Annotated in this window: 24 protein-coding genes and 1 pseudogene; 14 read left to right on the top strand and 11 right to left on the bottom strand. The window is 56.8% G+C overall.

Going from position 1 to position 22,884, the window contains the following annotated elements; translation table 11 throughout:
• Nucleotides 1-12 precede the first annotated feature (12 nt).
• The 5 genes from ACQY4M_RS01740 to ACQY4M_RS01720 all read right to left on the bottom strand — a co-directional run bounded on the left by ACQY4M_RS01740 (nt 13) and on the right by ACQY4M_RS01720 (nt 5,403).
• Nucleotides 13-1,239, bottom strand: a complete 1,227-nt coding sequence (locus tag ACQY4M_RS01740) for an IS256 family transposase (protein ID WP_428539582.1) — start codon at nt 1,237-1,239, stop codon at nt 13-15.
• A 202-nt stretch (nt 1,240-1,441) separates the two neighbouring features.
• Complete coding sequence (locus tag ACQY4M_RS01735) at nt 1,442-2,692, bottom strand: IS256 family transposase (protein WP_428539230.1); 1,251 nt, start codon at nt 2,690-2,692, stop codon at nt 1,442-1,444.
• A gap of 129 nt (nt 2,693-2,821) precedes the next feature.
• The gene (locus ACQY4M_RS01730; protein ID WP_428540025.1) at nt 2,822-3,532 is read right to left on the bottom strand and encodes a DUF502 domain-containing protein; all 711 of its coding nucleotides are present in this window, start codon (nt 3,530-3,532) and stop codon (nt 2,822-2,824) included.
• 63 nt (nt 3,533-3,595) lie between these two features.
• Complete coding sequence (locus tag ACQY4M_RS01725) at nt 3,596-4,513, bottom strand: pseudouridine-5'-phosphate glycosidase (protein WP_428540022.1); 918 nt, start codon at nt 4,511-4,513, stop codon at nt 3,596-3,598.
• Entirely contained in the window at nt 4,510-5,403 is an 894-nt protein-coding gene (locus ACQY4M_RS01720; protein WP_428540019.1) for a PfkB family carbohydrate kinase, read from the bottom strand. Before ACQY4M_RS01720 ends, ACQY4M_RS01725 begins: the two co-directional genes overlap by 4 nt.
• Nucleotides 5,404-5,617: 214 nt before the next feature.
• Here ACQY4M_RS01720 and ACQY4M_RS01715 point away from each other — a divergent pair.
• The 3 genes and pseudogenes from ACQY4M_RS01715 to tsf form a co-directional block, all read left to right on the top strand.
• Nucleotides 5,618-6,172: pseudogene (locus ACQY4M_RS01715) on the top strand (HupE/UreJ family protein); the annotation flags it as partial.
• A gap of 184 nt (nt 6,173-6,356) precedes the next feature.
• Nucleotides 6,357-7,202 (top strand): 30S ribosomal protein S2, encoded by an 846-nt coding sequence (gene rpsB / locus ACQY4M_RS01710; RefSeq protein ID WP_428540016.1) that lies wholly within the window; start codon nt 6,357-6,359, stop codon nt 7,200-7,202.
• 65 nt (nt 7,203-7,267) lie between these two features.
• Nucleotides 7,268-8,140, top strand: coding sequence for a translation elongation factor Ts (tsf, locus tag ACQY4M_RS01705; RefSeq protein ID WP_428540013.1), 873 nt, complete (start codon nt 7,268-7,270; stop codon nt 8,138-8,140).
• Nucleotides 8,141-8,439: 299 nt separating this feature from the next.
• On the opposite strand, the gene ACQY4M_RS01700 is transcribed toward tsf, so the two are convergent.
• Nucleotides 8,440-9,690 carry an IS256 family transposase gene (locus tag ACQY4M_RS01700; RefSeq protein WP_428539230.1) on the bottom strand — a complete coding sequence of 417 codons (1,251 nt, stop codon included), beginning with the start codon at nt 9,688-9,690 and terminating at the stop codon, nt 8,440-8,442.
• A gap of 52 nt (nt 9,691-9,742) precedes the next feature.
• Here ACQY4M_RS01700 and ACQY4M_RS01695 point away from each other — a divergent pair, with 52 nt between their 5' ends.
• Nucleotides 9,743-10,084 (top strand): Hint domain-containing protein, encoded by a 342-nt coding sequence (locus ACQY4M_RS01695; RefSeq protein WP_428540010.1) that lies wholly within the window; start codon nt 9,743-9,745, stop codon nt 10,082-10,084.
• Between the two features lie 48 nt (nt 10,085-10,132).
• On the opposite strand, the gene ACQY4M_RS01690 is transcribed toward ACQY4M_RS01695, so the two are convergent.
• Nucleotides 10,133-10,462 (bottom strand): HesB/IscA family protein, encoded by a 330-nt coding sequence (locus ACQY4M_RS01690; RefSeq protein WP_428540149.1) that lies wholly within the window; start codon nt 10,460-10,462, stop codon nt 10,133-10,135.
• 80 nt (nt 10,463-10,542) lie between these two features.
• Between ACQY4M_RS01690 and ACQY4M_RS01685 the strand changes: the two genes are divergently transcribed.
• The 10 genes from ACQY4M_RS01685 to ACQY4M_RS01640 all read left to right on the top strand — a co-directional run bounded on the left by ACQY4M_RS01685 (nt 10,543) and on the right by ACQY4M_RS01640 (nt 19,433).
• Nucleotides 10,543-11,679: a deoxyguanosinetriphosphate triphosphohydrolase gene (locus ACQY4M_RS01685; protein WP_428540007.1), complete on the top strand. Its 1,137-nt coding sequence runs from the start codon at nt 10,543-10,545 to the stop codon at nt 11,677-11,679.
• 55 nt (nt 11,680-11,734) lie between these two features.
• On the top strand, nt 11,735-12,391 hold the full coding sequence (locus ACQY4M_RS01680) for an IS1595 family transposase (RefSeq protein ID WP_428539609.1): 657 nt from the start codon (nt 11,735-11,737) through the stop codon (nt 12,389-12,391).
• A gap of 188 nt (nt 12,392-12,579) precedes the next feature.
• Entirely contained in the window at nt 12,580-14,325 is a 1,746-nt protein-coding gene (gene argS / locus ACQY4M_RS01675; protein ID WP_428540004.1) for an arginine--tRNA ligase, read from the top strand.
• A gap of 80 nt (nt 14,326-14,405) precedes the next feature.
• Nucleotides 14,406-15,479 carry an SPOR domain-containing protein gene (locus ACQY4M_RS01670; protein ID WP_428540001.1) on the top strand — a complete coding sequence of 358 codons (1,074 nt, stop codon included), beginning with the start codon at nt 14,406-14,408 and terminating at the stop codon, nt 15,477-15,479.
• Nucleotides 15,480-16,481 carry a glycoside hydrolase family 3 N-terminal domain-containing protein gene (locus ACQY4M_RS01665; RefSeq protein WP_428539998.1) on the top strand — a complete coding sequence of 334 codons (1,002 nt, stop codon included), beginning with the start codon at nt 15,480-15,482 and terminating at the stop codon, nt 16,479-16,481. It abuts the gene before it with no gap.
• 3 nt (nt 16,482-16,484) lie between these two features.
• Nucleotides 16,485-17,276, top strand: coding sequence for a segregation and condensation protein A (locus ACQY4M_RS01660; protein ID WP_428539995.1), 792 nt, complete (start codon nt 16,485-16,487; stop codon nt 17,274-17,276).
• Nucleotides 17,273-17,938, top strand: a complete 666-nt coding sequence (gene scpB, locus ACQY4M_RS01655; protein ID WP_428539992.1) for an SMC-Scp complex subunit ScpB — start codon at nt 17,273-17,275, stop codon at nt 17,936-17,938. The genes ACQY4M_RS01660 and scpB overlap by 4 nt, the downstream gene beginning before the upstream one ends.
• Nucleotides 17,939-18,243: 305 nt before the next feature.
• Nucleotides 18,244-18,708: a hypothetical protein gene (locus tag ACQY4M_RS01650; protein WP_428539989.1), complete on the top strand. Its 465-nt coding sequence runs from the start codon at nt 18,244-18,246 to the stop codon at nt 18,706-18,708.
• A 14-nt stretch (nt 18,709-18,722) separates the two neighbouring features.
• Nucleotides 18,723-19,064 (top strand): hypothetical protein, encoded by a 342-nt coding sequence (locus ACQY4M_RS01645; RefSeq protein ID WP_428539986.1) that lies wholly within the window; start codon nt 18,723-18,725, stop codon nt 19,062-19,064.
• Nucleotides 19,065-19,229: 165 nt separating this feature from the next.
• Nucleotides 19,230-19,433, top strand: coding sequence for a hypothetical protein (locus ACQY4M_RS01640; protein ID WP_428539983.1), 204 nt, complete (start codon nt 19,230-19,232; stop codon nt 19,431-19,433).
• Nucleotides 19,434-19,515: 82 nt separating this feature from the next.
• On the opposite strand, the gene ACQY4M_RS01635 is transcribed toward ACQY4M_RS01640, so the two are convergent.
• The 4 genes from ACQY4M_RS01635 to ACQY4M_RS01620 form a co-directional block, all read right to left on the bottom strand.
• Entirely contained in the window at nt 19,516-20,061 is a 546-nt protein-coding gene (locus ACQY4M_RS01635; RefSeq protein ID WP_428539980.1) for a hypothetical protein, read from the bottom strand.
• 41 nt (nt 20,062-20,102) lie between these two features.
• Entirely contained in the window at nt 20,103-21,353 is a 1,251-nt protein-coding gene (locus ACQY4M_RS01630; protein ID WP_428539230.1) for an IS256 family transposase, read from the bottom strand.
• 63 nt (nt 21,354-21,416) lie between these two features.
• The gene (locus ACQY4M_RS01625) at nt 21,417-21,617 is read right to left on the bottom strand and encodes a hypothetical protein (protein WP_428539977.1); all 201 of its coding nucleotides are present in this window, start codon (nt 21,615-21,617) and stop codon (nt 21,417-21,419) included.
• 170 nt (nt 21,618-21,787) lie between these two features.
• Nucleotides 21,788-22,882 carry a 2'-deoxycytidine 5'-triphosphate deaminase gene (locus tag ACQY4M_RS01620; RefSeq protein WP_428539974.1) on the bottom strand — a complete coding sequence of 365 codons (1,095 nt, stop codon included), beginning with the start codon at nt 22,880-22,882 and terminating at the stop codon, nt 21,788-21,790.
• Between the last annotated feature and the right edge of the window lie 2 nt (nt 22,883-22,884).

The following is a 22,884-nucleotide window of genomic DNA, read 5'->3' as shown; positions in this document are numbered from 1 at the left end:
GTTATGCGCCGGTCAGGCGGCTTGGTCAAGGGTTGCGTCGGCGACGGGCTGAGCGAGCGTTTCCCAGCCATCGACCTTTCGCATGACGATCTGCCCCGAGGCCATCAGAGCCCAAAGCAGCATCGGCACGGTCTCGGCGCATGGCAGCACGGTCTGGGTCTTGATGCGGCGGCGGAATTCCTCGTTCAGGCGTTCGATCGCATTTGTCGTTCTGGCCGATTTCCACTGGCCTTGTGGCAGACGCGTGAAGGTGAAAAGCTTATCTCCTGCTTCTTCCAAGCTGTCAGCGACGGCCTTGCATTTCAGCCGCCATTTTCGCAGAAATGCCTTGCGGCGGGTGGCGATTTCCTCGGGTGTTTTGGCGTAGATCATGTCGCGGTAATCTTCTGTCAACTCATCATGCATACGCTTGGGTGCCTTGGCCAGAAGGTTGCGGTGCTTGTGCACCGTGCACCTCTGGATCGGCAGATCTTCACCCCAGAGGGCAATGAGAGCGACCTCAAGTCCCGGTGCCCCGTCCACGATGACAAATTCGGGCCGTTTCAACCCGCGCGCATCCAGATCGTTGATGAACTGACGCCAGGCGGAGGTGCTTTCGCCGCCCATGTTCATCAGTGATAACAAGACCTTCTGCCCATCCCGGCGCACGCCAATCGCGGCCAGAACCGAGATATTGGTGGCCTTCCTGTCAATCCGCGTTTTGATCACGGTGCCGTCCAGGATCAGCCGCACGATGTCTTCATCCGCAAGGCTGCGGGCGCACCACGCCTGCCAGTCCACCTTCACCTTGCGCCAGGCGCGGCTCACCACATCCTTGCTGACCGCCCCCTGAAACAGGCCGAACAGGGCGCGTTTTACCCGCCGTGTGTTGGTGCCCGAAAGGTAGACAGCAGCGATCAGCGCCTCGGCCTTCTTCGTCAGCCGCTGGTAGCGGGGCAATGCCTTCGAGCGCCATTCTCTGGCCTTGCCGGCCTCGCCTGTGATCCGCGCACGCGGCACGCGCACCGTTTCGGTTCCAAATGTTCCGACCAGTTGCCGCTCGCGATGCCCGTGGCGGTATCCGGCCTTTGCCCCGCCGCTGCGGCCATACCGGCAACGGCCCAGAAACTGCTCCAGCTCCTCTTCGAAAACCGCCTCGATCGTCGCGCGGATGTTCTGGCGCAGCCGGTCTTCAATCGGGTCATAGCCTGCTTCATTGGCCAGTAGCGCGGATGTCGATGTTGCTGTATTCTTTGTCATGGCGTGATCTCCTTGGCGGTTCCAGCCGCCGGTTGGGTGGCTTCGATGCACCCGGAGATTACGCCGTCCTCGAATTTCCACCAAACTCGCGACACTACCATTTCAACAATATAGGTCCAATATCTTGATCCTGCTCCATAAGAGACGCTTGGATTTCACGCAAAAGACTCAGAGCTATGCCCAAAAGTTGGTGACGCAGTAATCAGGCGGCATGTTTTTCCTGCTTGATCCCGTCCTTAAATTCAACCCCTTCGATGATTTCCGGCAATCGGAATGCGCCGTCGAGTTTACGCCATTTCTTCTTTGCCGACATCATCAGGCGGAAGGTCATTGCCAAGGCGGTCTTGCGCCCGAGGCAGCCTTTGGTCTTCTTCGTTCGGTGCCGCACGGTGGCAAATATGCTTTCGATGGGGTTGGATGTGCGGATGTGTTTCCAGTGCTCGGCAGGGAAGTCGTAGAAGGTCAGCAGCACGTCCCGGTCCTTGGTCAGCTTCCCCACGGCACGCTCGTATTTCACGCCATAGGCTTCGATGAAGAAATTGAACGCGGCCTCGGCGTCCCGTTTGTTCTCGGCCATCCAGATGTCCTGTAGATGGCCCTTGGCTTTGGCTTGCAGCGACTTCGGCATGGCATTCAGGACGTTGCCGGTTTTATGCACCCAGCAGCGCTGCTCCCGGGTCTCACCGAACACCTCCCGCAAGGCGTTCCAGAAGCCGAGCGCGCCATCACCAACGGCCAGATCAGGGGCTTTTCTGAGGCCACGACGTTGCAAGTCCAGCAGCAGTTCACGCCAGCTCTGGCTGCTTTCTCGATACCCGTCCACGAGGCCCAGAACATCCTTGTTACCCCACTCGTCCGCGCCGATGATCACCAGCATGCATTGCTTGTCAGCATCCGTGCGCGGCTTGAAATAAACCCCGTCGGCCCAGAAATACACATAGCGTTTGGCCGACAGGTCACGCCGGTTCCAACGCTCGTATTCTGCCCACCACTCCGCCTTCAGGCGCGAAATCGTGCTCGATGTCAAACCACCCGCATCAGGCCCCAGAAGGGCCGCCAGTGCTTCGCCGAAATCACCCGTGGAAATACCTTTGAGATAGAGCCAGGGCAACAACTCCTCGACCGACTTTGCCCGGCGCAGATACGGCGGCAGAAGCGTCGAGGTGAACCTGATCTTCTCCGCCCCCGTGCCACGATCACGCACCCGAGGCACATTCACCGGGACAGGGCCGATCCCCGTCATCACCTCGCGCTCCGGCAGGTATCCGTGGCGAACAAGGCGCTGGCGACCGGCCGAATCCCTCAAATGCGCGTGTTGCGCCATCAGATCACAAACCTCGGCCTCGACCGCCTGTGCCAACAGATCCCGCGCGCCTTTGCGCAAGATATCCGTCAGCGGATCAGGTGAAATTCCGGCTGGATCGGTAAACTCCAAAATAGTATCGTCTTCCATGTGGCATATCCTTTTCTCTCTGAGAATCGCGGCGCGTCAACACCGCCATGATATGCCACCCAATCACCCCATCACCAACTTTCGGGCATTACTCCATGTAACGGCTTTTTGTGGTGAAGTCAGGCAACACTATTTGCTTGGCTCATCCAATGGCAAAAGCGGCTGATCCTCGTCTTTGGTGGTCGGATAAACCAGGCCGGCCGAAATTACCAACTTCATCGCATCGCCCACGCTCATATCCAGTTCAATCAAATCGGACTGCGGCACGAACAGCAAAAAACCGGATGTCGGGTTGGGCGTGGTCGGCAGAAACACTGATATCATTTGCTCATTAACCGGAATTTTCTGGTTCACTTCCCCCTTGGTGGTGGTGGAAATAAACGCCACCGCCCAGATGCCTTTGCGCGGGTATTCCACCAGGCAGACCTTATCAAATGACGTTTCGGATTGGGCAAAAACCGTTTCTGCCAATTGTTTCAATCCGTTATAGACCGAGCGCACCACCGGCATCCGGTCAACCAGGTCTTCGCCCCAGTTCAACAGGGATTTGCCCATGATACCCTTTGTCATCCAGCCGATGATCACGGTGAAGACAAGGAAAATAATCACCCCGATGCCGCGCAGATCAATGCCGATGTAACTTTTGGGATTAAAGGTTTCTGGTATGAAGGGCAGTACCATCCCGTCGATTTTGCCAGTTACTGCCCAGACCAGCCACAATGTCATGCCGATCGGGGCAACAACCACCAGACCGGTAAAGAAGTTGTTGCGCAGTGCTGTCAGCCACCGGCGTTTGCGGCGCTCGGGTGGGGGCGGTGTCAGGTTTTTCAGTTTGGGCATGGGAATATGCAGTTCATTGGTTTCAAAGCGCCATTAGGTACTGGATAAGCGGTACACAATGACCTAAGCAGCGTTTCGGGCAAATTCAACTGCAATTTCAGCCGCTAATGCCGCATTATTCATTACCAGCGCGATATTTGCGGTTAAGGATGCCCCGTCGGTCAGCTCGAATATTCGTTGCAACAGGAACGGGGTGACGGATTTGGCGGAAATTTTCTGCGCTTCGGCCTCGTCCAGTGCCCGCTGAATGATCGGGGCAAAATCGGCCTGCGGGATCTCATCCGCTGCGGGGATCGGATTGTTAACAAGTTGGCCACCGGGCAGGCCCAGTTTCCCGCGCATAATCTGCGCTTTGGCAATGTCCGAGGCATTGTCCATCCGCAGGGGGCTGGGCAAGCCGGATGAGCGCGACCAGAATGCCGGAATATCGTTTTGATTAAAGGTGATAACCGGCACACCTAATGTTTCCAGAACTTCCAGCGTTTTGGGCACATCCAGAATGGCCTTTGGTCCGGCGGCCACCACGGTAACAGGCGTCTGGGCCAGTTCGTACAGGTCGGCGGAAATATCGAAGGTGGTTTCCGCACCGCGATGCACGCCGCCAATGCCGCCAGTGGCAAACACGCGGATACCGGCCTGATCGGCGGCGATCATGGTGGCGGCAACCGTGGTTGCGCCAGTGCCGCCCGTTGCCAGACAGGCGGCAATATCCGCGCGCGACAGTTTGGCAACGTCTTTGGTCTGCGCAAGGGTTTCCAGTTCCTTATCCGTCAGCCCGATATGCAACATCCCGTTCAAAACGGCGATGGTCGCCGGAGTTGCCCCACCATCCCGCACCACGGTTTCCACCTTGCGGGCGGTTTCCACGTTTTGCGGGTAGGGCATACCGTGGGTTATGATCGTGCTTTCCAGCGCCACAACGGGGGTGCCGTCGGCCAATGCGGTGGCGACTTCGGGGGAAAACTGCATGGGGATGGTCATAGGGGTGTTTCTCCGGATACATAGGTGGCGGCGGCCTGAAGGGCGCTGTTTAACGCCTGTTTAGGTATTTCACCACGGATTTCGGCGGCGATATGGGCGGCCATAAAGGTATCGCCCGCCCCAGTGACGCGGGTCACCAGAACTTCGGGCGGTGTTTGAGCTATTACGCGGCCCTTGCGCCCGACCGAGGCTAGGTTGCCCCCGTCGGTCACAAGAATACCATGTGCGCCACGCTCCAGCAGGGCGCGCGCGGCCTGTTCCGAGCTTTCAAAGGTGGTCTGGCACAGAAGGCCTGCCTCTTCCAGATTGACGTAAAGCGTGGCATGCAGATGGGAAAGTAATGGCGCCAGTCGCTCGGCCTTGCCGGGGGATGCAGGTGCAACGCGCAGGTCGGCGGCGGCAAAAAGCGGGCTTTTGCTGATGGTTTCCAGCAAGGCCAGTGTCAGGTTTCCGTCCAGTGCGATCAAACCGGTATAGGGGGATTTCGCACTGCCAAGACGGCCATTTTCCAGCGGGCGCAGGATTTTGTCGCCTGCGGCCTCGAGCGAATGGGCGTCCGCGATGGCGGCGATCAGCCCGTTTGCGCCTTCAATCGCCATGTAACGGTCTGTCGGCAGGTCTTCGGACAGGTAAACGTAATCGCAATTCATGCCCATGCTTTGACAGGCCGCCAACAGTTCGCGCCCCTCTTCATCCTTGCCGATGGTGGTCAGCAGGGCAGGGGTTAGACCAAACCGGCGCAGGGTCATGGCGATGTTCATTGCCACGCCACCGGGCAGGCGGGTGATACGGCCGGGCACGTCCGAGCCGATACGCATATGACTGGCAGAACGGCCGATCACGTCCCATAGAACGCTGCCGATGCACAGGATGTCTGGTGTGTTGTTCATGGGCCTATATGTGACGCGCGCGCAGGACAAAGGCAAGATATGGTTCCGGCTTGTCTGGGGGGGCCTTTTCAGTATATCAAATAGCGCAACCATGATCGGGGTTTTGATGCAGAATATACAAAGCATGTCGGGAAAGCAGGCGATTGCTGCGCTTTTTGCGGCTGTTTTGCTGGCCGCTTTGGTGACAAGTGCCGTGTTTCAGCAGGCAGGGTGGCAAACGTTTCTGCATTATATTCCAATCGGGTTTGACCACATTCTGCCAAAAGGTCTGGACCATATCCTGTTCGTATTGGGGCTGTTTTTCCTGTCGACCCACCTGCGTCCCTTGTTGTGGCAGGTTTCGGCCTTCACGCTGGCCCATACGGTATCTCTGGCCTTTGGCGCGATGGGCTGGGTTTTGGTGCCCGCATCCATCGTCGAGCCATTGATCGCGGCCTCGATCACCTATGTGGCGGTTGAAAATGTATTCACCACCGGAATGAGCCGTTGGCGGCCCTTGGTGATTTTCGGGTTTGGATTGCTGCACGGATTGGGGTTTGCCTCGGTTCTGGGGGAATTGGGCATACCTGACGATCAGTTTTTTCCGGCCTTGATAGGGTTTAATATCGGGGTGGAATTTGGCCAGTTGACGGTTATCTCGCTGGCGTTTCTGGCCGTTGGCATGTGGTTTCGCGACAAACCGTGGTATCGCAGCCGCATATCCATCCCCGCATCGCTGATTATTGCCGCGATCGGCGCCTACTGGTTCTTTGAACGGGTGTTTCTGTAAATTTGCCGGATCATCCTGCAAAATAGGGCTTGCGTATCACTTACCCCCTTTGTATACGCGCGAAATCAACTCCGCAGGCGGGGCTGGGCCGACACGGGGAGAAATCCCGTTAGGTCCGCCGGTTGGGCATTTGCCCTGATTACCCCGCCCTAGGCAACGAAACCGGAAAAAAAGGACTATAAGCATGGCGCTTCCTGAATTTACCATGCGGCAGCTGCTTGAAGCTGGCGTACACTTTGGCCACCAGACACAACGCTGGAATCCCAAGATGGCACCGTTCATCTATGGATCACGCAACGGCATCCACATCCTCGACCTGACGCAAACTGTTCCGATGCTGGACCAGGCCCTGCAGGCTGTTCGCGATGTTGCTGCAAAGGGCGGCCGGATTCTGTTCGTCGGCACCAAACGTCAGGCCGCTGGCCCGATTGCTGACGCTGCTGAAAAATGCGCACAGTATTACATGAACCACCGCTGGCTGGGCGGCACGCTGACCAACTGGCAGACCATTTCGAAATCGATCAAACGCTTGAAAGATCACGACGAACTGCTGGAAGGCGGCGCCGAGGGTCTGACCAAGAAAGAACGTCTGGGCATCGAGCGCGAGCAGGCCAAACTGCAAGCCAGCCTGGGCGGCATCCGGGAAATGGGTACCACGCCTGACCTGATCTTTGTAATCGACGTTCGCAAAGAAGATCTGGCTATTGCCGAAGCCAACAAGCTGGGCATTCCGGTTGTGGCTGTGGTTGACTCCAACTGCAACCCGGATGGTATCGACTATATTATACCGGGCAACGACGACGCATCACGCGCCATTTCGCTTTATTGCGATCTGATGGCCCGCGCTGCGCTGGACGGTATGACCGCGCAAATGGGCGCTGCCGGTATCGATCTGGGCGAAATGGAAGAAGCACCGGTTGAAGAAGTCGTAGCAGAAGTGGTTGTAGAAACTGCAGAAGAAGCAAAACCTGCTGTCGAAGAAAAAGCTAAAGAGCCGGCCAAAGACGAAAAAGCCGCTGCCGAAGGCTAAACCAAACAGATAGGGTGCGGTTTTGGCCGCACCCCGCATTTGATATTTATTTCAGGAGATCCATGATGGCGATTACAGCTGCAATGGTAAAAGAACTTCGTGACAGCACTGGCGCTGGCATGATGGACGCAAAGAAAGCACTGGTCGAAAACGGCGGTGACATGGAAGCTGCGGTTGATTGGCTGCGCACCAAAGGTCTGGCCAAAGCGGCCAAGAAATCGGGCCGTACGGCTGCTGAAGGTCTGGTTGCAGTTTGTGTAGAAGGCGGCAAAGGTGTGGCTGTCGAGGTGAACTCGGAAACTGACTTTGTTGGTAAAAACGCTGAATTTCAAACAATGGTAGGTGGTATCGCCAAAGTTGCATTAACAGTTGATGATATTGATGCACTGCTTGCCGCCGATATGGGTGGTAAGACTGTTGCAGAAGTTGTCACCGACAAAATTGCCGTGATTGGTGAAAATATGTCGGTGCGCCGTATGGCCGTTTTGGAAGGCGAACAGGTTGTGTCCTACGTGCACAATGCAGTGGTTGAAGATATGGGTAAAATCGGCGTGCTGGTTGCGCTGAAGGGCGACAACGAGGCGTTCGGCCGTCAGGTTGCGATGCACATCGCAGCTGTAAACCCTGCATCCTTGTCCGAGGATGATCTGGACGCGGCCGTTGTCGAACATGAAAAAGAAATTCTGACCCAACAAGCCCGCGAATCCGGCAAGCCCGAGCAAGTGATCGAAAAGATGATCATTGGCCGGATGAAAAAATTCCTGTCGGAAGTGACGCTGCTTGGTCAGTCTTTTGTCGTGAACCCTGACCTGACCGTTGCCGCCGCCGCCAAAGAAGCCGGCGTTGAAATCACCGGTTTTGCCCGTCTGGAAGTGGGCGAGGGAATCGAGAAGAAAGAAGAAGACTTTGCCGCAGAAGTTGCAAAGATGAACAGCTAGGGTATTACCCGAATAGCGAGAAACAGAATGGCCCTTTCCGACATGATCGGGAGGGGCCTTTATTCTATGTTATGTGGTTGCCAAATGAAAAACGGTGCGATCCGGGCAAGGATCACACCGTTTTAGAATGCGGCCACCTAATGGGGATGAGGACAGACCGCAATGTTAGTTGTTGGCCAGAGCAAAGAGATTATTCTTCCCCTGACCAACATCCGGTTTCCCGGGCAAACCGTCTAGCCATGCAATTACATGGGATCCCGGTTCGCTTGAGCTATGCCCAAAAGTTGGTGACGCAGTAATCAGGCGGCATGTTTTTCCTGCTTGATCCCGTCCTTAAATTCAACCCCTTCGATGATTTCCGGCAATCGGAATGCGCCGTCGAGTTTACGCCATTTCTTCTTTGCCGACATCATCAGGCGGAAGGTCATTGCCAAGGCGGTCTTGCGCCCGAGGCAGCCTTTGGTCTTCTTCGTTCGGTGCCGCACGGTGGCAAATATGCTTTCGATGGGGTTGGATGTGCGGATGTGTTTCCAGTGCTCGGCAGGGAAGTCGTAGAAGGTCAGCAGCACGTCCCGGTCCTTGGTCAGCTTCCCCACGGCACGCTCGTATTTCACGCCATAGGCTTCGATGAAGAAATTGAACGCGGCCTCGGCGTCCCGTTTGTTCTCGGCCATCCAGATGTCCTGTAGATGGCCCTTGGCTTTGGCTTGCAGCGACTTCGGCATGGCATTCAGGACGTTGCCGGTTTTATGCACCCAGCAGCGCTGCTCCCGGGTCTCACCGAACACCTCCCGCAAGGCGTTCCAGAAGCCGAGCGCGCCATCACCAACGGCCAGATCAGGGGCTTTTCTGAGGCCACGACGTTGCAAGTCCAGCAGCAGTTCACGCCAGCTCTGGCTGCTTTCTCGATACCCGTCCACGAGGCCCAGAACATCCTTGTTACCCCACTCGTCCGCGCCGATGATCACCAGCATGCATTGCTTGTCAGCATCCGTGCGCGGCTTGAAATAAACCCCGTCGGCCCAGAAATACACATAGCGTTTGGCCGACAGGTCACGCCGGTTCCAACGCTCGTATTCTGCCCACCACTCCGCCTTCAGGCGCGAAATCGTGCTCGATGTCAAACCACCCGCATCAGGCCCCAGAAGGGCCGCCAGTGCTTCGCCGAAATCACCCGTGGAAATACCTTTGAGATAGAGCCAGGGCAACAACTCCTCGACCGACTTTGCCCGGCGCAGATACGGCGGCAGAAGCGTCGAGGTGAACCTGATCTTCTCCGCCCCCGTGCCACGATCACGCACCCGAGGCACATTCACCGGGACAGGGCCGATCCCCGTCATCACCTCGCGCTCCGGCAGGTATCCGTGGCGAACAAGGCGCTGGCGACCGGCCGAATCCCTCAAATGCGCGTGTTGCGCCATCAGATCACAAACCTCGGCCTCGACCGCCTGTGCCAACAGATCCCGCGCGCCTTTGCGCAAGATATCCGTCAGCGGATCAGGTGAAATTCCGGCTGGATCGGTAAACTCCAAAATAGTATCGTCTTCCATGTGGCATATCCTTTTCTCTCTGAGAATCGCGGCGCGTCAACACCGCCATGATATGCCACCCAATCACCCCATCACCAACTTTCGGGCATTACTCTTCTTTGGCGAGGACGAGGTGCTGTGCGCCGCCGTTAACCTGCTGAACGACAGCACAATTCTGCGCGATCCTTGCAACGAGGTGCAGTATTTCCACCTGATGTTTGACGCCCACGAGGTGATCTTTGCCGAAGGTGCCGCAAGCGAGAGTTTTCTGGTTGGTGAATACCTGTGTGGTGACAACACTGCGTTGTTGAACGAGTTGGAAGAACTATTTCCAGGGATCAGCAAGAGCACGGCACAAAAAACACCCGCCAGACGCATTGCCCGCGGGTTCGAGGCGTTGGCGCTGGCCAGCTAAGGCTTGCCTTTTTCGCGTCAAGTGGGAAAAACGCGCCTGCGCTCCCCCTTACATGGAAAAGGACGTGCCGCAGCCGCAGCTGCTGGTTGCGTTCGGGTTGTCGATGACAAACCGCGCACCGATCAATTCATCGGAAAAATCGATTACGGCGTTGGATAAAAACGGCAAGGATACCTCGTCCACCACCACCTTTTGTCCGGCACCTTCGATCACTAGGTCGCCCTCGGCCACCTCGTCCAGCGTGATTTCATATTGGAAACCGGAACAGCCGCCACCCTCGACCGCAACGCGCAGCACTTTGGCATCATTCCCATCATTGATCTCGGCCAGCCGTGCAAAGGCGCGGTCGGTGACTTTGGGGGGTAGGGTTAGGTCCATCATGGTGAAATCGTCCCGTTTCATTCCTGTTTGAACTGACATATAAGCATTCCAACCAAGGGCGACAACAGGCAGGGGACATGCTTGAGAAATACGCATCCATTCCGGCCCATGCGCGCGGACGGCTATATCCAGAAGAAGAAAGCGCGTTTCGGTCGTGTTTTCAACGTGATCGCGACCGGATCATCCATGCTTCGGCATTCCGGCGGCTAAAACACAAGACACAGGTTTTTGTCGAACACGAGGGCGATTATTTCCGCACCCGCCTGACCCATTCGATCGAGGTGGCGCAAGTGGCCCGCACGATTGCGGGCGCGCTGGGGCTGAATGGCGAGCTGACCGAAGCGGTGGCGCTGGCGCATGATCTGGGGCACACGCCGTTCGGTCATACTGGCGAGGACGCGCTGGCCGACTGCATGGCACCTTATGGCGGTTTTGACCACAACGCACAGGCCATCCGCATCGTCACATCGCTGGAGCGCCATTACGCCGAATGGGACGGGCTGAACCTTACGTGGGAAACGCTGGAGGCATTGGCCAAACACAACGGACCCGTGACGGGCGCGTTGCCCTATGCGCTGGCCGAATACAACGCGTGCCACGATCTGGAGCTGGGAACCTACGCCAGTGCCGAGGCGCAGGTGGCGGCCTTGTCTGACGATATTTCCTATAATAACCATGACTTACAGGACGGACTTCGCGCGGAATTATTCACCGATGACGACATCTGCGCCCTGCCGATCATCGGTGGTTGTTATGCCGAGGTGGATGCGCTTTATCCCGATCTGGGCAGTTACCGGCGCCGTCACGAGGCCCTGCGGCGGGTGTTCGGGGTGATGGTTTCGGATGTGATTGCCGAAAGCCGGCGCCTGATTGCCGCGCTTGATCCGCAGCGGGTTGAAGATGTGCGGGCGGCGGGTGCGCCGGTGGTGCAGTTTTCCGCACCGCTTTGGGCGGACCTGAAGGAAATCCGCGCCTTTCTGTTTGCCCGCATGTATCGGGCGCCCAGCGTGGTTGAAATGCGTAAACGGGTCACAGGAGTGGTGATGGATTTGTTCCCGCTTTACCTGTCGCAGCCCGAACATTTGCCGCGCCACTGGAAGGGCGATATTGCAGCGGCCAGGGATCAGACCGCGCTGGCCCGTGTGGTGGCGGATTATATTGCCGGCATGACCGACCGTTTTGCCTTGCAGGAACATGAGCGCCTGATCGGATAGGAGATAAAACTTGGGGCTGACCCAGATAACCTAAAAAGAGGTTATGATGGGAAGCATGAGAAAGAGTCGCCTGAGCCACTACAAGCAAGACCGTCTTACGGAGCATTTTGTTTCGGGATCGACAGCACGAACAGCAGCCAGTTTGTGTGGTGTAAACCGCAAGACCGCAGCGTTTTATTTTCTACGCCTGCGCGAGATAATCGCCTATGAGCTGGAGGCGGAAAGCCAAGCTATGTTCGGCGGAGAAATAGAAGTGGACGAAAGCTACTTTGGCGGCAAACGCAAAGGTAAACGCGGGCGTGGTGCGGCAGGTAAAATTCCCGTTTTTGGTATATTAAAAAGGGGTGGGAAGGTTTACACCAAGATCATCCCGGACGCCAAATCCGCCACTCTGATCCCGATCATAGAGCGCAAAGTCGTGCCGGATTCCATCGTCTATTCCGATTGTTGGCGCGGTTATAATGTGCTGGATGTGTCAGACTTCCACCACTTTCGCATCAACCATTCCAAGCTCTTTGCAGACCGTCACAACCACATCAATGGCATCGAGAATTTCTGGAACCAAGCCAAGCGCCACATGCGCCGATTTAACGGTGTCCCCAAGGCCCAATTTGGGCTATATTTGAAGGAATGCGAGTGGCGTTTCAACAACAGTGACCCTTCAGCTCAGTTATTGCAGCTAAGACAATGGGTTAAGCGTTACTTGAAGTAGTTATCTGGGTCAGCCCCTAAAACTTTTATGCCTCCGGCGGGGAGTTTGAGCCGGATAAGAAACGATCTGGGGGATCGTTTCAGGCGAAAACGGGCGAAGCCCCTGAAACAAAGAGGGAAGGGGCGCTTGAATGTTGACCTTGGCGTCTGCCATGCTAAACCCGCGTCCAACCTTTCAAGGACAAGAAAATGAACCTGTTTACCGATATTCGTGCGCTGGTGATCGACAGCCTGACCGCACTGCAATCCGAAGGCGCGCTGCCTAAGGGGCTGGACTTTGCCAATGTGACGGTCGAGCCGCCGCGCGATGCGGCCCATGGCGACATGGCAACCAACGCGGCGATGGTGCTGGCAAAACCGGCCAAGATGAAGCCGCGCGATATTGCCGAGGCACTGGCCGCAAAGCTGTTGCAGGATACGCGGGTTGAGGTGGCCGAGGTGGCTGGCCCCGGATTTTTGAACATGCGCCTTTCCCCCGATCTGTGGCGCGGTGTGATCGGGGCTGCGCTGGCGCAGGGTAGCGATTTTGGCCGCTCAGGCATGGGGCAGGGGCGCAAGGTGAATGTGGAATTCGTGTCCGCCAACCCGACCGGCCCCTTGCATGTGGGCCACACGCGCGGGGCCGTGTTCGGCGACGCGCTGGCCGCACTGCTGGATTTCGCGGGCCATGATGTGACGCGGGAATATTATATCAACGACGGTGGTGCGCAGGTCGATGTGCTGGCGCGCTCTGTTTACGAGCGGTATCGCGAGGCTTGTGGCCTGACGCCGGATATAGCCGAAGGGCTGTATCCGGGCGATTATCTGGTGCCGGTTGGACAAGCGCTAAAGGACAAGGTGGGCGACAGCCTGCTGGACAAGGGCGAACAGTTCTGGCTGGAAGAAGTGCGCGAATTTGCCACCGAAAAGATGATGCAGATGATCCGCGAGGATCTGGCGTCTTTGGGTGTGGAAATGGATGTTTTCTTTTCCGAAAAGTCGCTTTACGGCTCTGGCCGGATCGAGGCCGCGCTTGAAGAGCTGGATGCTAAGGGGTTGATTTACGAGGGAACATTGCCCCCGCCCAAAGGTAAGCCTGACGATGACTGGGAGCCGCGCGAGCAAACCCTGTTCAAATCGACAGACCATGGCGATGACGTGGACCGGCCGGTGAAAAAATCGGATGGCGGCTGGACCTATTTCGCCCCCGACATCGCCTATCACTATGACAAGGTGCAGCGCGGGTTCGATGAATTGATCGACGTGTTCGGCGCCGATCACGGTGGGTACGTCAAACGGATGAAGGCCGCCGTTTCGGCGCTATCGGACGGTAAGGTGCCGCTGGATATCAAACTGTGCCAGTTGGTGCGGCTGTTCAAGGACGACCAGCCGTTCAAAATGTCCAAACGGGCCGGGAATTTTGTCACGCTTCGCGAGGTGGTCGATCTGGTCAGTCCCGATGTGACCCGTTTCGTGATGCTGACCCGCAAGAACGATGCGCCGCTGGATTTCGATTTTTCCAAGGTGCTGGAGCAATCCAAGGACAATCCGGTGTTCTATGTGCAATACGCCAGCGCGCGGATCCATTCGGTGCTACGCAAGGCGCGTGATGCAGGGATTGCGGTGGATGATGCCACTCTGACAGATGCCGATCTGTCGCTTTTGGCGCATGAGGCCGAGATGGCCGTGGTGAAAAAGCTGGCGGAATGGCCACGTCTGGTCGAAATCGCCGCCCGCACGAACGAGCCGCACAGGGTGGCGTTTTACCTGTATGAACTGGCCGGTGAATTCCATGCGCTGTGGAATCGCGGCAATGATTTGCCCGAACTTCGGTTCCTGCAAGAAGGTGACTCAGCCGCCACACAGGCGAAAATTGCCCTGATTCGTTCCGTTTCTATTGTTATTTCCGCCGGTCTTGGTATTCTGGGTGTAACACCGGCCGAAGAAATGCGCTGATAACAAGTGCCTCGGCTGTGTGAGTAGAGCAGTAACTTATGACCGACCCCGGCAAAATCAGGGGCGGCAGTGAGGCAAAAATGGCGGATATCGAGTTTGGCGGTGCTATGGACGCACCGCAGCGGGCAAGTGATTCAGGGAAATTTACCAGGCTGGTCAACGGGGCAGGCGCCCTGATGTCGGTGGCATTGGTCGTCGGGATCGGCGTCTGGGGCTACCGGTTGCTGGTGCGTGATGTAACCGGCGTGCCGGTGGTGCGCGCGCTGGAAGGGCCGATGCGGATTGCGCCGGAAAATCCGGGTGGCGAACTGGCTGTGAACCAGGGCCTGGCCGTGAACCGTGTGCAGTCCGATGGTGTGGCCCAACCTGTGGCCGATCGTCTGGTGCTGGCCCCCGCCGCAGCTGGAATTGGCGAAGATGACCCAACCGGACTGCGCCGCCCCGTGCCAGCGCCCCGCGCGTCTGCTTTTGGTATTGAAGCCACGCCAATGGCCGAAGCTGCCGATGCCGAAGCGATCCCGCAAACCAGCAGTGAAATCACCGCCCCCGCATTGTTGACCGAAACCTTGCCTGCACCGGATTTGCCCGCAACAGTGAGTGACGGAACCGGCGTTGTCGTGGCGGCTGTTGAACCAACAACCGATCAACCTTCTGCCACGGATGCAGCGGTTGCCGAAGCACTGGCGCTGGCGGACAAACTGTCAGAAGGCGTCGAGCCTTTGGGCGAAGTCGCCCCCGTCACCACGCGCATTCCTGTCATATCGGCGGATGTTCCGGGTGTGGTGCGCTCGCCCCGCCCGCTATCGCGGCCGGCAAGTCTGGACACGACAGCCCCTCAAACCACGGCGCCGCAACAGGTTGCTTTGGCCTCGGCCAGCGAAGTTGACCCGAGCAGCATTCCGGCGGGCACGCGGTTGGCGCAGTTGGGCGCCTTTGAATCCCCCGAGATCGCCAAACAGGAATGGGATCGGCTGTACAGCCGTTTTACCGATTACCTGCAAGGCAAATCGCGGGTGATCCAAAAGGCCGAAAGTGGCGGACGCACCTTCTATCGTTTGCGGGCGATGGGGTTTGACGATCTGTCTGACGCACGGCGGTTCTGTTCGGCGCTGTTGGCGGAAAACGCCGCCTGTATCCCCGTCAAGGTTCGCTAGGTGGCGGGGCAGGGCGCCTACATTTTTGGTTGCGCCGGTGAACGCCTGAGCGCCGAAGAGGCTGCATTTTTTCGTGATGTGAACCCTTGGGGTTTTATCCTGTTTGCCCGCAATATCGATACCCCCGAGCAGCTAAAGCGGCTGACGGGGGATTTGCGCGATGCGGTGGGGCGGGATGCCGTGGTGACGATAGATCAAGAAGGCGGGCGGGTGGAACGCATGACGCGGCCCCATTGGCGCCACTGGTTGCCTGCACTGGATCAGGTGGCCCTGAACCCCGATCAGGCCGAACGCGGCATGTATATCCGCTACCGGATTATTGCCGATGAATTGCGCGCTGCGGGTGTTGACAGCAATTGCGCCCCTGTCGGTGATGTGGCCACGCCACAAACCCACGGCGTTCTGCGCAACCGTTGCTATTCCGAAGACCCCGCAAAAGTGGCCGGTATTGGCCGTGCTGTGGCGGATGGTTTGCTGGATGGCGGGGTTCTGCCGGTTCTGAAACACATACCCGGCCATGGCCGCGCTACAATGGACAGTCACAAGGAATTGCCGCGCGTATCGGCCAATCGCGCCGGTCTGGAGGCCGTGGATTTCGCGGCCATGCAGGCGCTGGCCGATCTGCCGATGGGGATGTCCGCACATATTGTTTACGAGGATATCGACCCGACAGGACCGGCCACAACATCGCCTGTAATGGTCGATCTGATCCGCAATGATATCGGGTTCTCCGGCCTGCTGATGACCGACGATTTGTCGATGCAGGCACTGCAAGGTGATGTTTTAACCCGCGCCCGCAACTCGCGGGACGCGGGCATGGACCTGATCTTGCATTGCAACGGTAAAATGCCGGAAATGCAGATGGTGGTGGATGCGGTTGGTAAATTCACAGCTGACGCTCAAAAACGCGCCGATCTGGCAATAAATGCGCGCAAATCGCCTGATAATGTTGACATTCCTGCACTGGAGGACGAACTTGCGGGTCTGTTAAAACGGGCGTAGCTAATGGCTGAAGTTGAATTCGAGGAAGACACGCCGCTTGCGGTAGAGGACCGGCTGGTGGCCGAGGCCCTGATTGTCGATGTCGATGGCTATGAAGGCCCGCTTGACCTGCTGCTGACCCTGTCGCGCACGCAAAAGGTGGATTTGCGCAAAATCTCGGTGTTGGCACTGGCTGAACAGTATTTGAAATTCATTGACGAAGCCAAATCGCTGCGGCTGGAACTGGCGGCGGATTATCTGGTGATGGCGGCGTGGTTGGCGTTCCTGAAATCCCGCCTATTGTTGCCGCCCGACCCATCCGAAGAGGGGCCATCCGGCGAAGAACTGGCCGCGCATCTGGCCTTTCAACTGGAGCGTTTGCAAGCGATGCGCGACAGTGCCGCCAAACTGATGGCGCGTGACCAGATGGGGCGTGATTTTTTCGCTCGCGGCTTGCCCGAGGACGTCACTCGCGTGCGCCGTGTCACCTATACCGCCACTCTGCTGGACCTGATGCAGGCCTATGCCCGCACCCGCACCAAGGATGAATTCCGCCCCTTTGTGATGGACCGCGACGCCATTATGACGCTGGAACAGGCGCTGGAACGGATGCGCGGATTGATTGGTTATGCGGGGGACTGGACCGGATTGGAAAGCTATCTTCCCGAAGGGTGGGAGGCCGATCCGGCGCGCAGGCGCAGCGCCACGGCGGCCAATTTTGCCGCCTCGCTGGAACTGACCAAACAGGGGCATATTGAAATCCGTCAGGGCGAAGCCTTTGCCCCGATACAGATACGCAAAAAAGGTTCGGAATGACCACTGAAGATACGGAAAAACCCGACGTTGAGGAAAGCCTGTTCGAAGCCCCGCCAATGGGCGAGCAGGAACGCATGGTCGAGGCGATTTTGTTTGCCACGGCAGAACCTGTAACGGTCAAGGACATGGCCGACCGGATGCCGCATGGCTGTGACACTGCCGAAGCCCTGGTGCACCTGCGCAAGCGTTACGAGGGACGCGGGGTGCGGGTGGTGAAGGTGGGGGATGCCTGGGCAATTCGTACCGCGCCCGATCTGGGGTTCCTGATGCAAAAGGAAACGGTCGAGACGCGCAAACTGTCACGCGCGGCGATCGAGACATTGGCGATCATTGCCTATCATCAGCCGGTGACACGAAGCGAGATCGAGGAAATCCGCGGGGTTTCCGTCAGCCGTGGCACTGTGGACCAGTTGTTGGAAATGGAATGGATCCGTTTTGGACGCCGCCGGATGACGCCGGGGCGGCCGGTAACATTTGTGGTGACACCCGAATTCCTGGACCACTTCGGCCTTGAAAACGCCCGTGATCTGCCGGGGCTGAAGGAATTGCGCTCGGCCGGGTTGCTGGAAAACCGCCCACCACCGGGGGCGATGCCGGGCATGCCAGACTCCGAGGATGAAGATGAAGAAGCAATCGGTCAAAGCGAATTGTTCGAGGATTGATGCAAGGTCCGAAAATGACTGTTCACCACAGGTGGTTTTCCACATCTCACCATACATCGCAAACTTGTTGCATATTTAGCGTTAGCGAATGTGGTTTTGCGTTGCAATGACCTGAATCAAGTCGAAACATCGGTAAGTATGAAAAGTGCGCAAACAGATGCTTGGGGCCGGAAAATCCGGTTAAGGCAGTTGATCCAGTGGCCGCTTCTTTAACTGCCGGCCAAGTTGATCTTGAATGGCAGCGAAAATGCAGCCAACAACCGCATCTAGCTGAGAAGCGACCCTTTTTGGAAAAGGGGACTGTCATGTCTGAACAGATCTATCTTTTACTTCACCCGACTTTCGGTGTGCTTGGAATTATCGCCGCTGTCTGGGTTTTTGTTGCCACCTTCAACGTTACGCATGAAAATGTCGGCCGGATACGTCTGGCTGCCAAGACATCTGCCGTGATGATCTGGCTGGCCTTCATCGTGGCCGGTTATTTCTATGTGGTCTATTACGGTGGTGACAAGGCCATCATCAAAGCCGGCCCTTGGCCATGGGCGCATAGCTTTTTCATGGAAAACAAGGAACACATGTTTTTCATGGTGCTGGTTCTGGCCACCTTCCTGCCGATTGCAACCTCGGGGCCGGTAGATAGTAACCGCGGCGTGCGCAAGGTTGTGATGTGGAGCGCTGCCTTTGTGGTGCTGATCGGACTGGCCATGGAAGGCGCGGGTGCCATTATTGGCATGGGCGTAAAAGTTGCGCTACTGGCGCAAATGGGCTGATGGAGGATTGAACAATGACAAATACTACAACAACAACAAATACTGCTGTCCATGACGGCGAAATGGTCAATGCCAAAATCACCGGTTACGGCAAGGCCTATTCCATCGCCGTAATTTTCAATGCCCTTTTGCTGATGCTGAAGGAAAGTGTTCCGGGGGTGCAGGATTTCATGAAGGCCTTGGGCCATCACTGGATAACCCACGGGGCCTTTGTGCTGATCGTTTTTGTCGGCCTTGGAATGTATTTCAGCAAGTCGGGCAAGGAAATGTCAGGCTCTAGTCTGGTAAACTGGATTGTCGGATCAACCATTCTGGGGGGGCTCATGATTGTCGGATGGTTTGTGATTGTCGGTTAAAACCTATCTGCCGACACGGGTAATCAGTTTCATTTCCGGGTCTCTATGCCGAGGCCCGGAAATGGTTTGTTTGTGCAGATTGCCCCATTTGGGATTACATCCGTTTGCCAATTGGGGGGATGCGGCATACATTGGCTAATGTGAAATCTTCTAGGATCAAAGGGTATGAACGCCAACCGGATTATCAATATGCTGTTGCGGATGTTCATGCGCAAAGCGGTGAATAAAGGGATTGATATGGCCGCGAACCGTGGCAAATCCTCTGCCGATATGACAGTCGAGGAACGTGAGCAGGCGCAAAAAGCCAAACAGACAGCTGGCAAAGCGCAAAAGCTGGCGAGGCTGGCACGGCGCATGGGACGGTTTTAGGGGCAGTCGTTTGCGGTTGACCTTTCGTATAAGATCAACCGCGTTATTTCAGCGGTAGGTTACCCGCATTCGGAAATTCAGATCAGAAATCCATGCCGAATGATAGTTTGAAACCATAGGCAGATATGTTTTCTGAATCATTGTCACTTACACCGTTCCACAATTTCGAGGTAAGCCCAAGACCGGCGTGCCAGTTACCGCCATTCGTAAGTTGGCGTTTGTATTTTAGACCCAGATTCAGATCGATTGTGTTGAACGTAAGATCAGTTTCCGCAGTTACGCCATCTGTAAAGTCGGGTGCGAACATGATCGCCGCGGTGCTGCCGCCATAGAGTGACAGGTTGTTCGACAATTTTTGTGCAACTGTAATTCCGCCCAGAATACCATAGGCCTTGGGCACATCCAGAATCCCCCCCCCGCTACGATTTCTTTCGGAATATTTGGCAAACCGCATGCCGCCAAATACTTTACCTTCGGTGTTGCTTCCCATGCTGAAAGACTTGCCTACGCTCAGGTCGATGGTTTGCATGACGATGTTGTCATATCTTGTTGTGGGGTCCGAACTGTCAGCATCCAGACGAAATGCTCGCAGACCGTATGTCAGCCCCCCCTGCGACTGGATATCCATCCAGACTTCGGAGCTATGCCCAAAAGTTGGTGACGCAGTAATCAGGCGGCATGTTTTTCCTGCTTGATCCCGTCCTTAAATTCAACCCCTTCGATGATTTCCGGCAATCGGAATGCGCCGTCGAGTTTACGCCATTTCTTCTTTGCCGACATCATCAGGCGGAAGGTCATTGCCAAGGCGGTCTTGCGCCCGAGGCAGCCTTTGGTCTTCTTCGTTCGGTGCCGCACGGTGGCAAATATGCTTTCGATGGGGTTGGATGTGCGGATGTGTTTCCAGTGCTCGGCAGGGAAGTCGTAGAAGGTCAGCAGCACGTCCCGGTCCTTGGTCAGCTTCCCCACGGCACGCTCGTATTTCACGCCATAGGCTTCGATGAAGAAATTGAACGCGGCCTCGGCGTCCCGTTTGTTCTCGGCCATCCAGATGTCCTGTAGATGGCCCTTGGCTTTGGCTTGCAGCGACTTCGGCATGGCATTCAGGACGTTGCCGGTTTTATGCACCCAGCAGCGCTGCTCCCGGGTCTCACCGAACACCTCCCGCAAGGCGTTCCAGAAGCCGAGCGCGCCATCACCAACGGCCAGATCAGGGGCTTTTCTGAGGCCACGACGTTGCAAGTCCAGCAGCAGTTCACGCCAGCTCTGGCTGCTTTCTCGATACCCGTCCACGAGGCCCAGAACATCCTTGTTACCCCACTCGTCCGCGCCGATGATCACCAGCATGCATTGCTTGTCAGCATCCGTGCGCGGCTTGAAATAAACCCCGTCGGCCCAGAAATACACATAGCGTTTGGCCGACAGGTCACGCCGGTTCCAACGCTCGTATTCTGCCCACCACTCCGCCTTCAGGCGCGAAATCGTGCTCGATGTCAAACCACCCGCATCAGGCCCCAGAAGGGCCGCCAGTGCTTCGCCGAAATCACCCGTGGAAATACCTTTGAGATAGAGCCAGGGCAACAACTCCTCGACCGACTTTGCCCGGCGCAGATACGGCGGCAGAAGCGTCGAGGTGAACCTGATCTTCTCCGCCCCCGTGCCACGATCACGCACCCGAGGCACATTCACCGGGACAGGGCCGATCCCCGTCATCACCTCGCGCTCCGGCAGGTATCCGTGGCGAACAAGGCGCTGGCGACCGGCCGAATCCCTCAAATGCGCGTGTTGCGCCATCAGATCACAAACCTCGGCCTCGACCGCCTGTGCCAACAGATCCCGCGCGCCTTTGCGCAAGATATCCGTCAGCGGATCAGGTGAAATTCCGGCTGGATCGGTAAACTCCAAAATAGTATCGTCTTCCATGTGGCATATCCTTTTCTCTCTGAGAATCGCGGCGCGTCAACACCGCCATGATATGCCACCCAATCACCCCATCACCAACTTTCGGGCATTACTCCAGACTTCGGGAGCGGCGGTAAAGCCGAAACCGACTGTTTGGCCTTCTGAATGGCTTAGATTCAGATAGTTTAGATCAATGCCGGCAGAAAAATTCTGCGCAAGGGCCGGGGATGCAATTGTAGTAATAGCGAGAGTTGCCGCGATGGCGGACTTTTTGAGGTATGTCATAATACCCTCCTTTTAAAAAATGTTGTCTATAAATTTATGCACAAAGAATACTAGATACTGCGGATACACCACATATGATGGTGCCGCGTATGTCAATACGGATACATATGGTATGCATATTGCATTTGATGATGTTGCTGGAAGGCTTCGAAATTGCCTTGGGCCGTGGGTTACTTTGTCTTGAAATGCTTGGACAGCTTTAACCCTTGCCCCTGATAATTCGAGGCCAGATCGGCGCCATATAGTTTTTGCGGCACGCTGGCCATGCGTTCATATACCAGCCGCCCGACGATCTGCGCGTGTTCCAGAACGAACGGCGCTTCGTGGCAGCGCACTTCCAGCACGCCGCGCGATCCTTTGCCGCCGGCGGCGTCATGGCCGAAACCGGGGTCAAAGAAACCGGCGTAATGCACGCGGAATTCACCGACCATTGCCAGATAGGGGGCCATTTCGGCGGCGCAATCGGGCGGGATGTGGACGGCCTCGCGGCTGACAAGGATGTAAAAGGCACCGGGATCAAGAATGATGCGGCCCTTGTCGGTGTGGATTGGTTCCCAGTATTCTGCGGGATCGTAAAAGCCGATATTGTCAAGGTCGATCACACCGGTATGCGGTTTGGCACGATAACCGACAAGGTTGCCGGTCTTTGGCTTTAGATCAACAGAAAAGCCAAGGCCCTGATCGATATGCGCGTCACCATCGACCAGTGCGTGATCATTGTGGCGGGCCAGCAGTTCTTCATCGCTGAGCACCGCTTGCCCTGCGCGAAACCGGATCTGGTTCAGGCGCATTCCGGGGCGCACCAATACGGAAAAGGAACGCGGACAGATTTCGGCGTAGAGCGGGCCGGTGTATCCTTGCGGGATGCGGTCAAATTCGGTGCCGCCATCGGTGATGGTGCGGGTCAGCAGATCCAGACGCCCGGTCGAGGATTTGGCGTTGGCCACGGCCTGCACATCATCGGGCAGGTTAAGCGATTCCATCAACGGGACCAGATAGACCGCGCCTTTTTCCAGCACCGCCCCTTCAGTCAAATCGATGCGGTGCATTTCAAATTCCTGCAAGCGGTCAATCACCGTTGCACCGGCGCCTGTCAGGAACGAGGCACGCACGCGGTAGGCCACATTACCCAGCCGCAGGTCAAGCGAGGCGGGCTGGATTTGTTCGGGGGTGATGGCGGGGCTGGCGGTGATGCTGCCCGCTGCAATCATATCGCGCAAGGTGTGGTCGGGCAGAACGCCGAATCCTGTGGCTGTGTCTTTCATCA

The sequence above is a fragment of the Profundibacter sp. genome, from assembly GCF_965277155.1.
Taxonomy (GTDB): domain Bacteria; phylum Pseudomonadota; class Alphaproteobacteria; order Rhodobacterales; family Rhodobacteraceae; genus Profundibacter.
Note: the sequence above shows the minus strand (reverse complement) of the source record. Positions and strands in the feature narration are given on the sequence as shown.

Bases quoted from the DNA above. Each gene is read 5' to 3' on its own strand.
- argS (WP_428540004.1), top strand. From the start codon at position 12,580: ATGAACCTGTTTACCGATATTCGTGCGCTGGTGATCGACAGCCTGACC.
- ACQY4M_RS01670 (WP_428540001.1), top strand. From the start codon at position 14,406: ATGGCGGATATCGAGTTTGGCGGTGCTATGGACGCACCGCAGCGGGCA.
- ACQY4M_RS01690 (WP_428540149.1), bottom strand. From the start codon at position 10,462: ATGGACCTAACCCTACCCCCCAAAGTCACCGACCGCGCCTTTGCACGG.
- ACQY4M_RS01635 (WP_428539980.1), bottom strand. From the start codon at position 20,061: ATGGATATCCAGTCGCAGGGGGGGCTGACATACGGTCTGCGAGCATTT.
- ACQY4M_RS01640 (WP_428539983.1), top strand. From the start codon at position 19,230: ATGAACGCCAACCGGATTATCAATATGCTGTTGCGGATGTTCATGCGC.
- ACQY4M_RS01695 (WP_428540010.1), top strand. From the start codon at position 9,743: ATGCCACCCAATCACCCCATCACCAACTTTCGGGCATTACTCTTCTTT.
- ACQY4M_RS01680 (WP_428539609.1), top strand. From the start codon at position 11,735: ATGAGAAAGAGTCGCCTGAGCCACTACAAGCAAGACCGTCTTACGGAG.
- tsf (WP_428540013.1), top strand. From the start codon at position 7,268: ATGGCGATTACAGCTGCAATGGTAAAAGAACTTCGTGACAGCACTGGC.
- ACQY4M_RS01740 (WP_428539582.1), bottom strand. From the start codon at position 1,239: ATGACAAAGAATACAGCAACATCGACATCCGCGCTACTGGCCAATGAA.
- ACQY4M_RS01685 (WP_428540007.1), top strand. From the start codon at position 10,543: ATGCTTGAGAAATACGCATCCATTCCGGCCCATGCGCGCGGACGGCTA.
- scpB (WP_428539992.1), top strand. From the start codon at position 17,273: ATGACCACTGAAGATACGGAAAAACCCGACGTTGAGGAAAGCCTGTTC.
- ACQY4M_RS01720 (WP_428540019.1), bottom strand. From the start codon at position 5,403: ATGAACAACACACCAGACATCCTGTGCATCGGCAGCGTTCTATGGGAC.
- ACQY4M_RS01645 (WP_428539986.1), top strand. From the start codon at position 18,723: ATGACAAATACTACAACAACAACAAATACTGCTGTCCATGACGGCGAA.
- ACQY4M_RS01625 (WP_428539977.1), bottom strand. From the start codon at position 21,617: ATGACATACCTCAAAAAGTCCGCCATCGCGGCAACTCTCGCTATTACT.
- ACQY4M_RS01735 (WP_428539230.1), bottom strand. From the start codon at position 2,692: ATGGAAGACGATACTATTTTGGAGTTTACCGATCCAGCCGGAATTTCA.
- ACQY4M_RS01620 (WP_428539974.1), bottom strand. From the start codon at position 22,882: ATGAAAGACACAGCCACAGGATTCGGCGTTCTGCCCGACCACACCTTG.
- ACQY4M_RS01630 (WP_428539230.1), bottom strand. From the start codon at position 21,353: ATGGAAGACGATACTATTTTGGAGTTTACCGATCCAGCCGGAATTTCA.
- rpsB (WP_428540016.1), top strand. From the start codon at position 6,357: ATGGCGCTTCCTGAATTTACCATGCGGCAGCTGCTTGAAGCTGGCGTA.
- ACQY4M_RS01700 (WP_428539230.1), bottom strand. From the start codon at position 9,690: ATGGAAGACGATACTATTTTGGAGTTTACCGATCCAGCCGGAATTTCA.
- ACQY4M_RS01730 (WP_428540025.1), bottom strand. From the start codon at position 3,532: ATGCCCAAACTGAAAAACCTGACACCGCCCCCACCCGAGCGCCGCAAA.
- ACQY4M_RS01660 (WP_428539995.1), top strand. From the start codon at position 16,485: ATGGCTGAAGTTGAATTCGAGGAAGACACGCCGCTTGCGGTAGAGGAC.
- ACQY4M_RS01650 (WP_428539989.1), top strand. From the start codon at position 18,244: ATGTCTGAACAGATCTATCTTTTACTTCACCCGACTTTCGGTGTGCTT.
- ACQY4M_RS01725 (WP_428540022.1), bottom strand. From the start codon at position 4,513: ATGACCATCCCCATGCAGTTTTCCCCCGAAGTCGCCACCGCATTGGCC.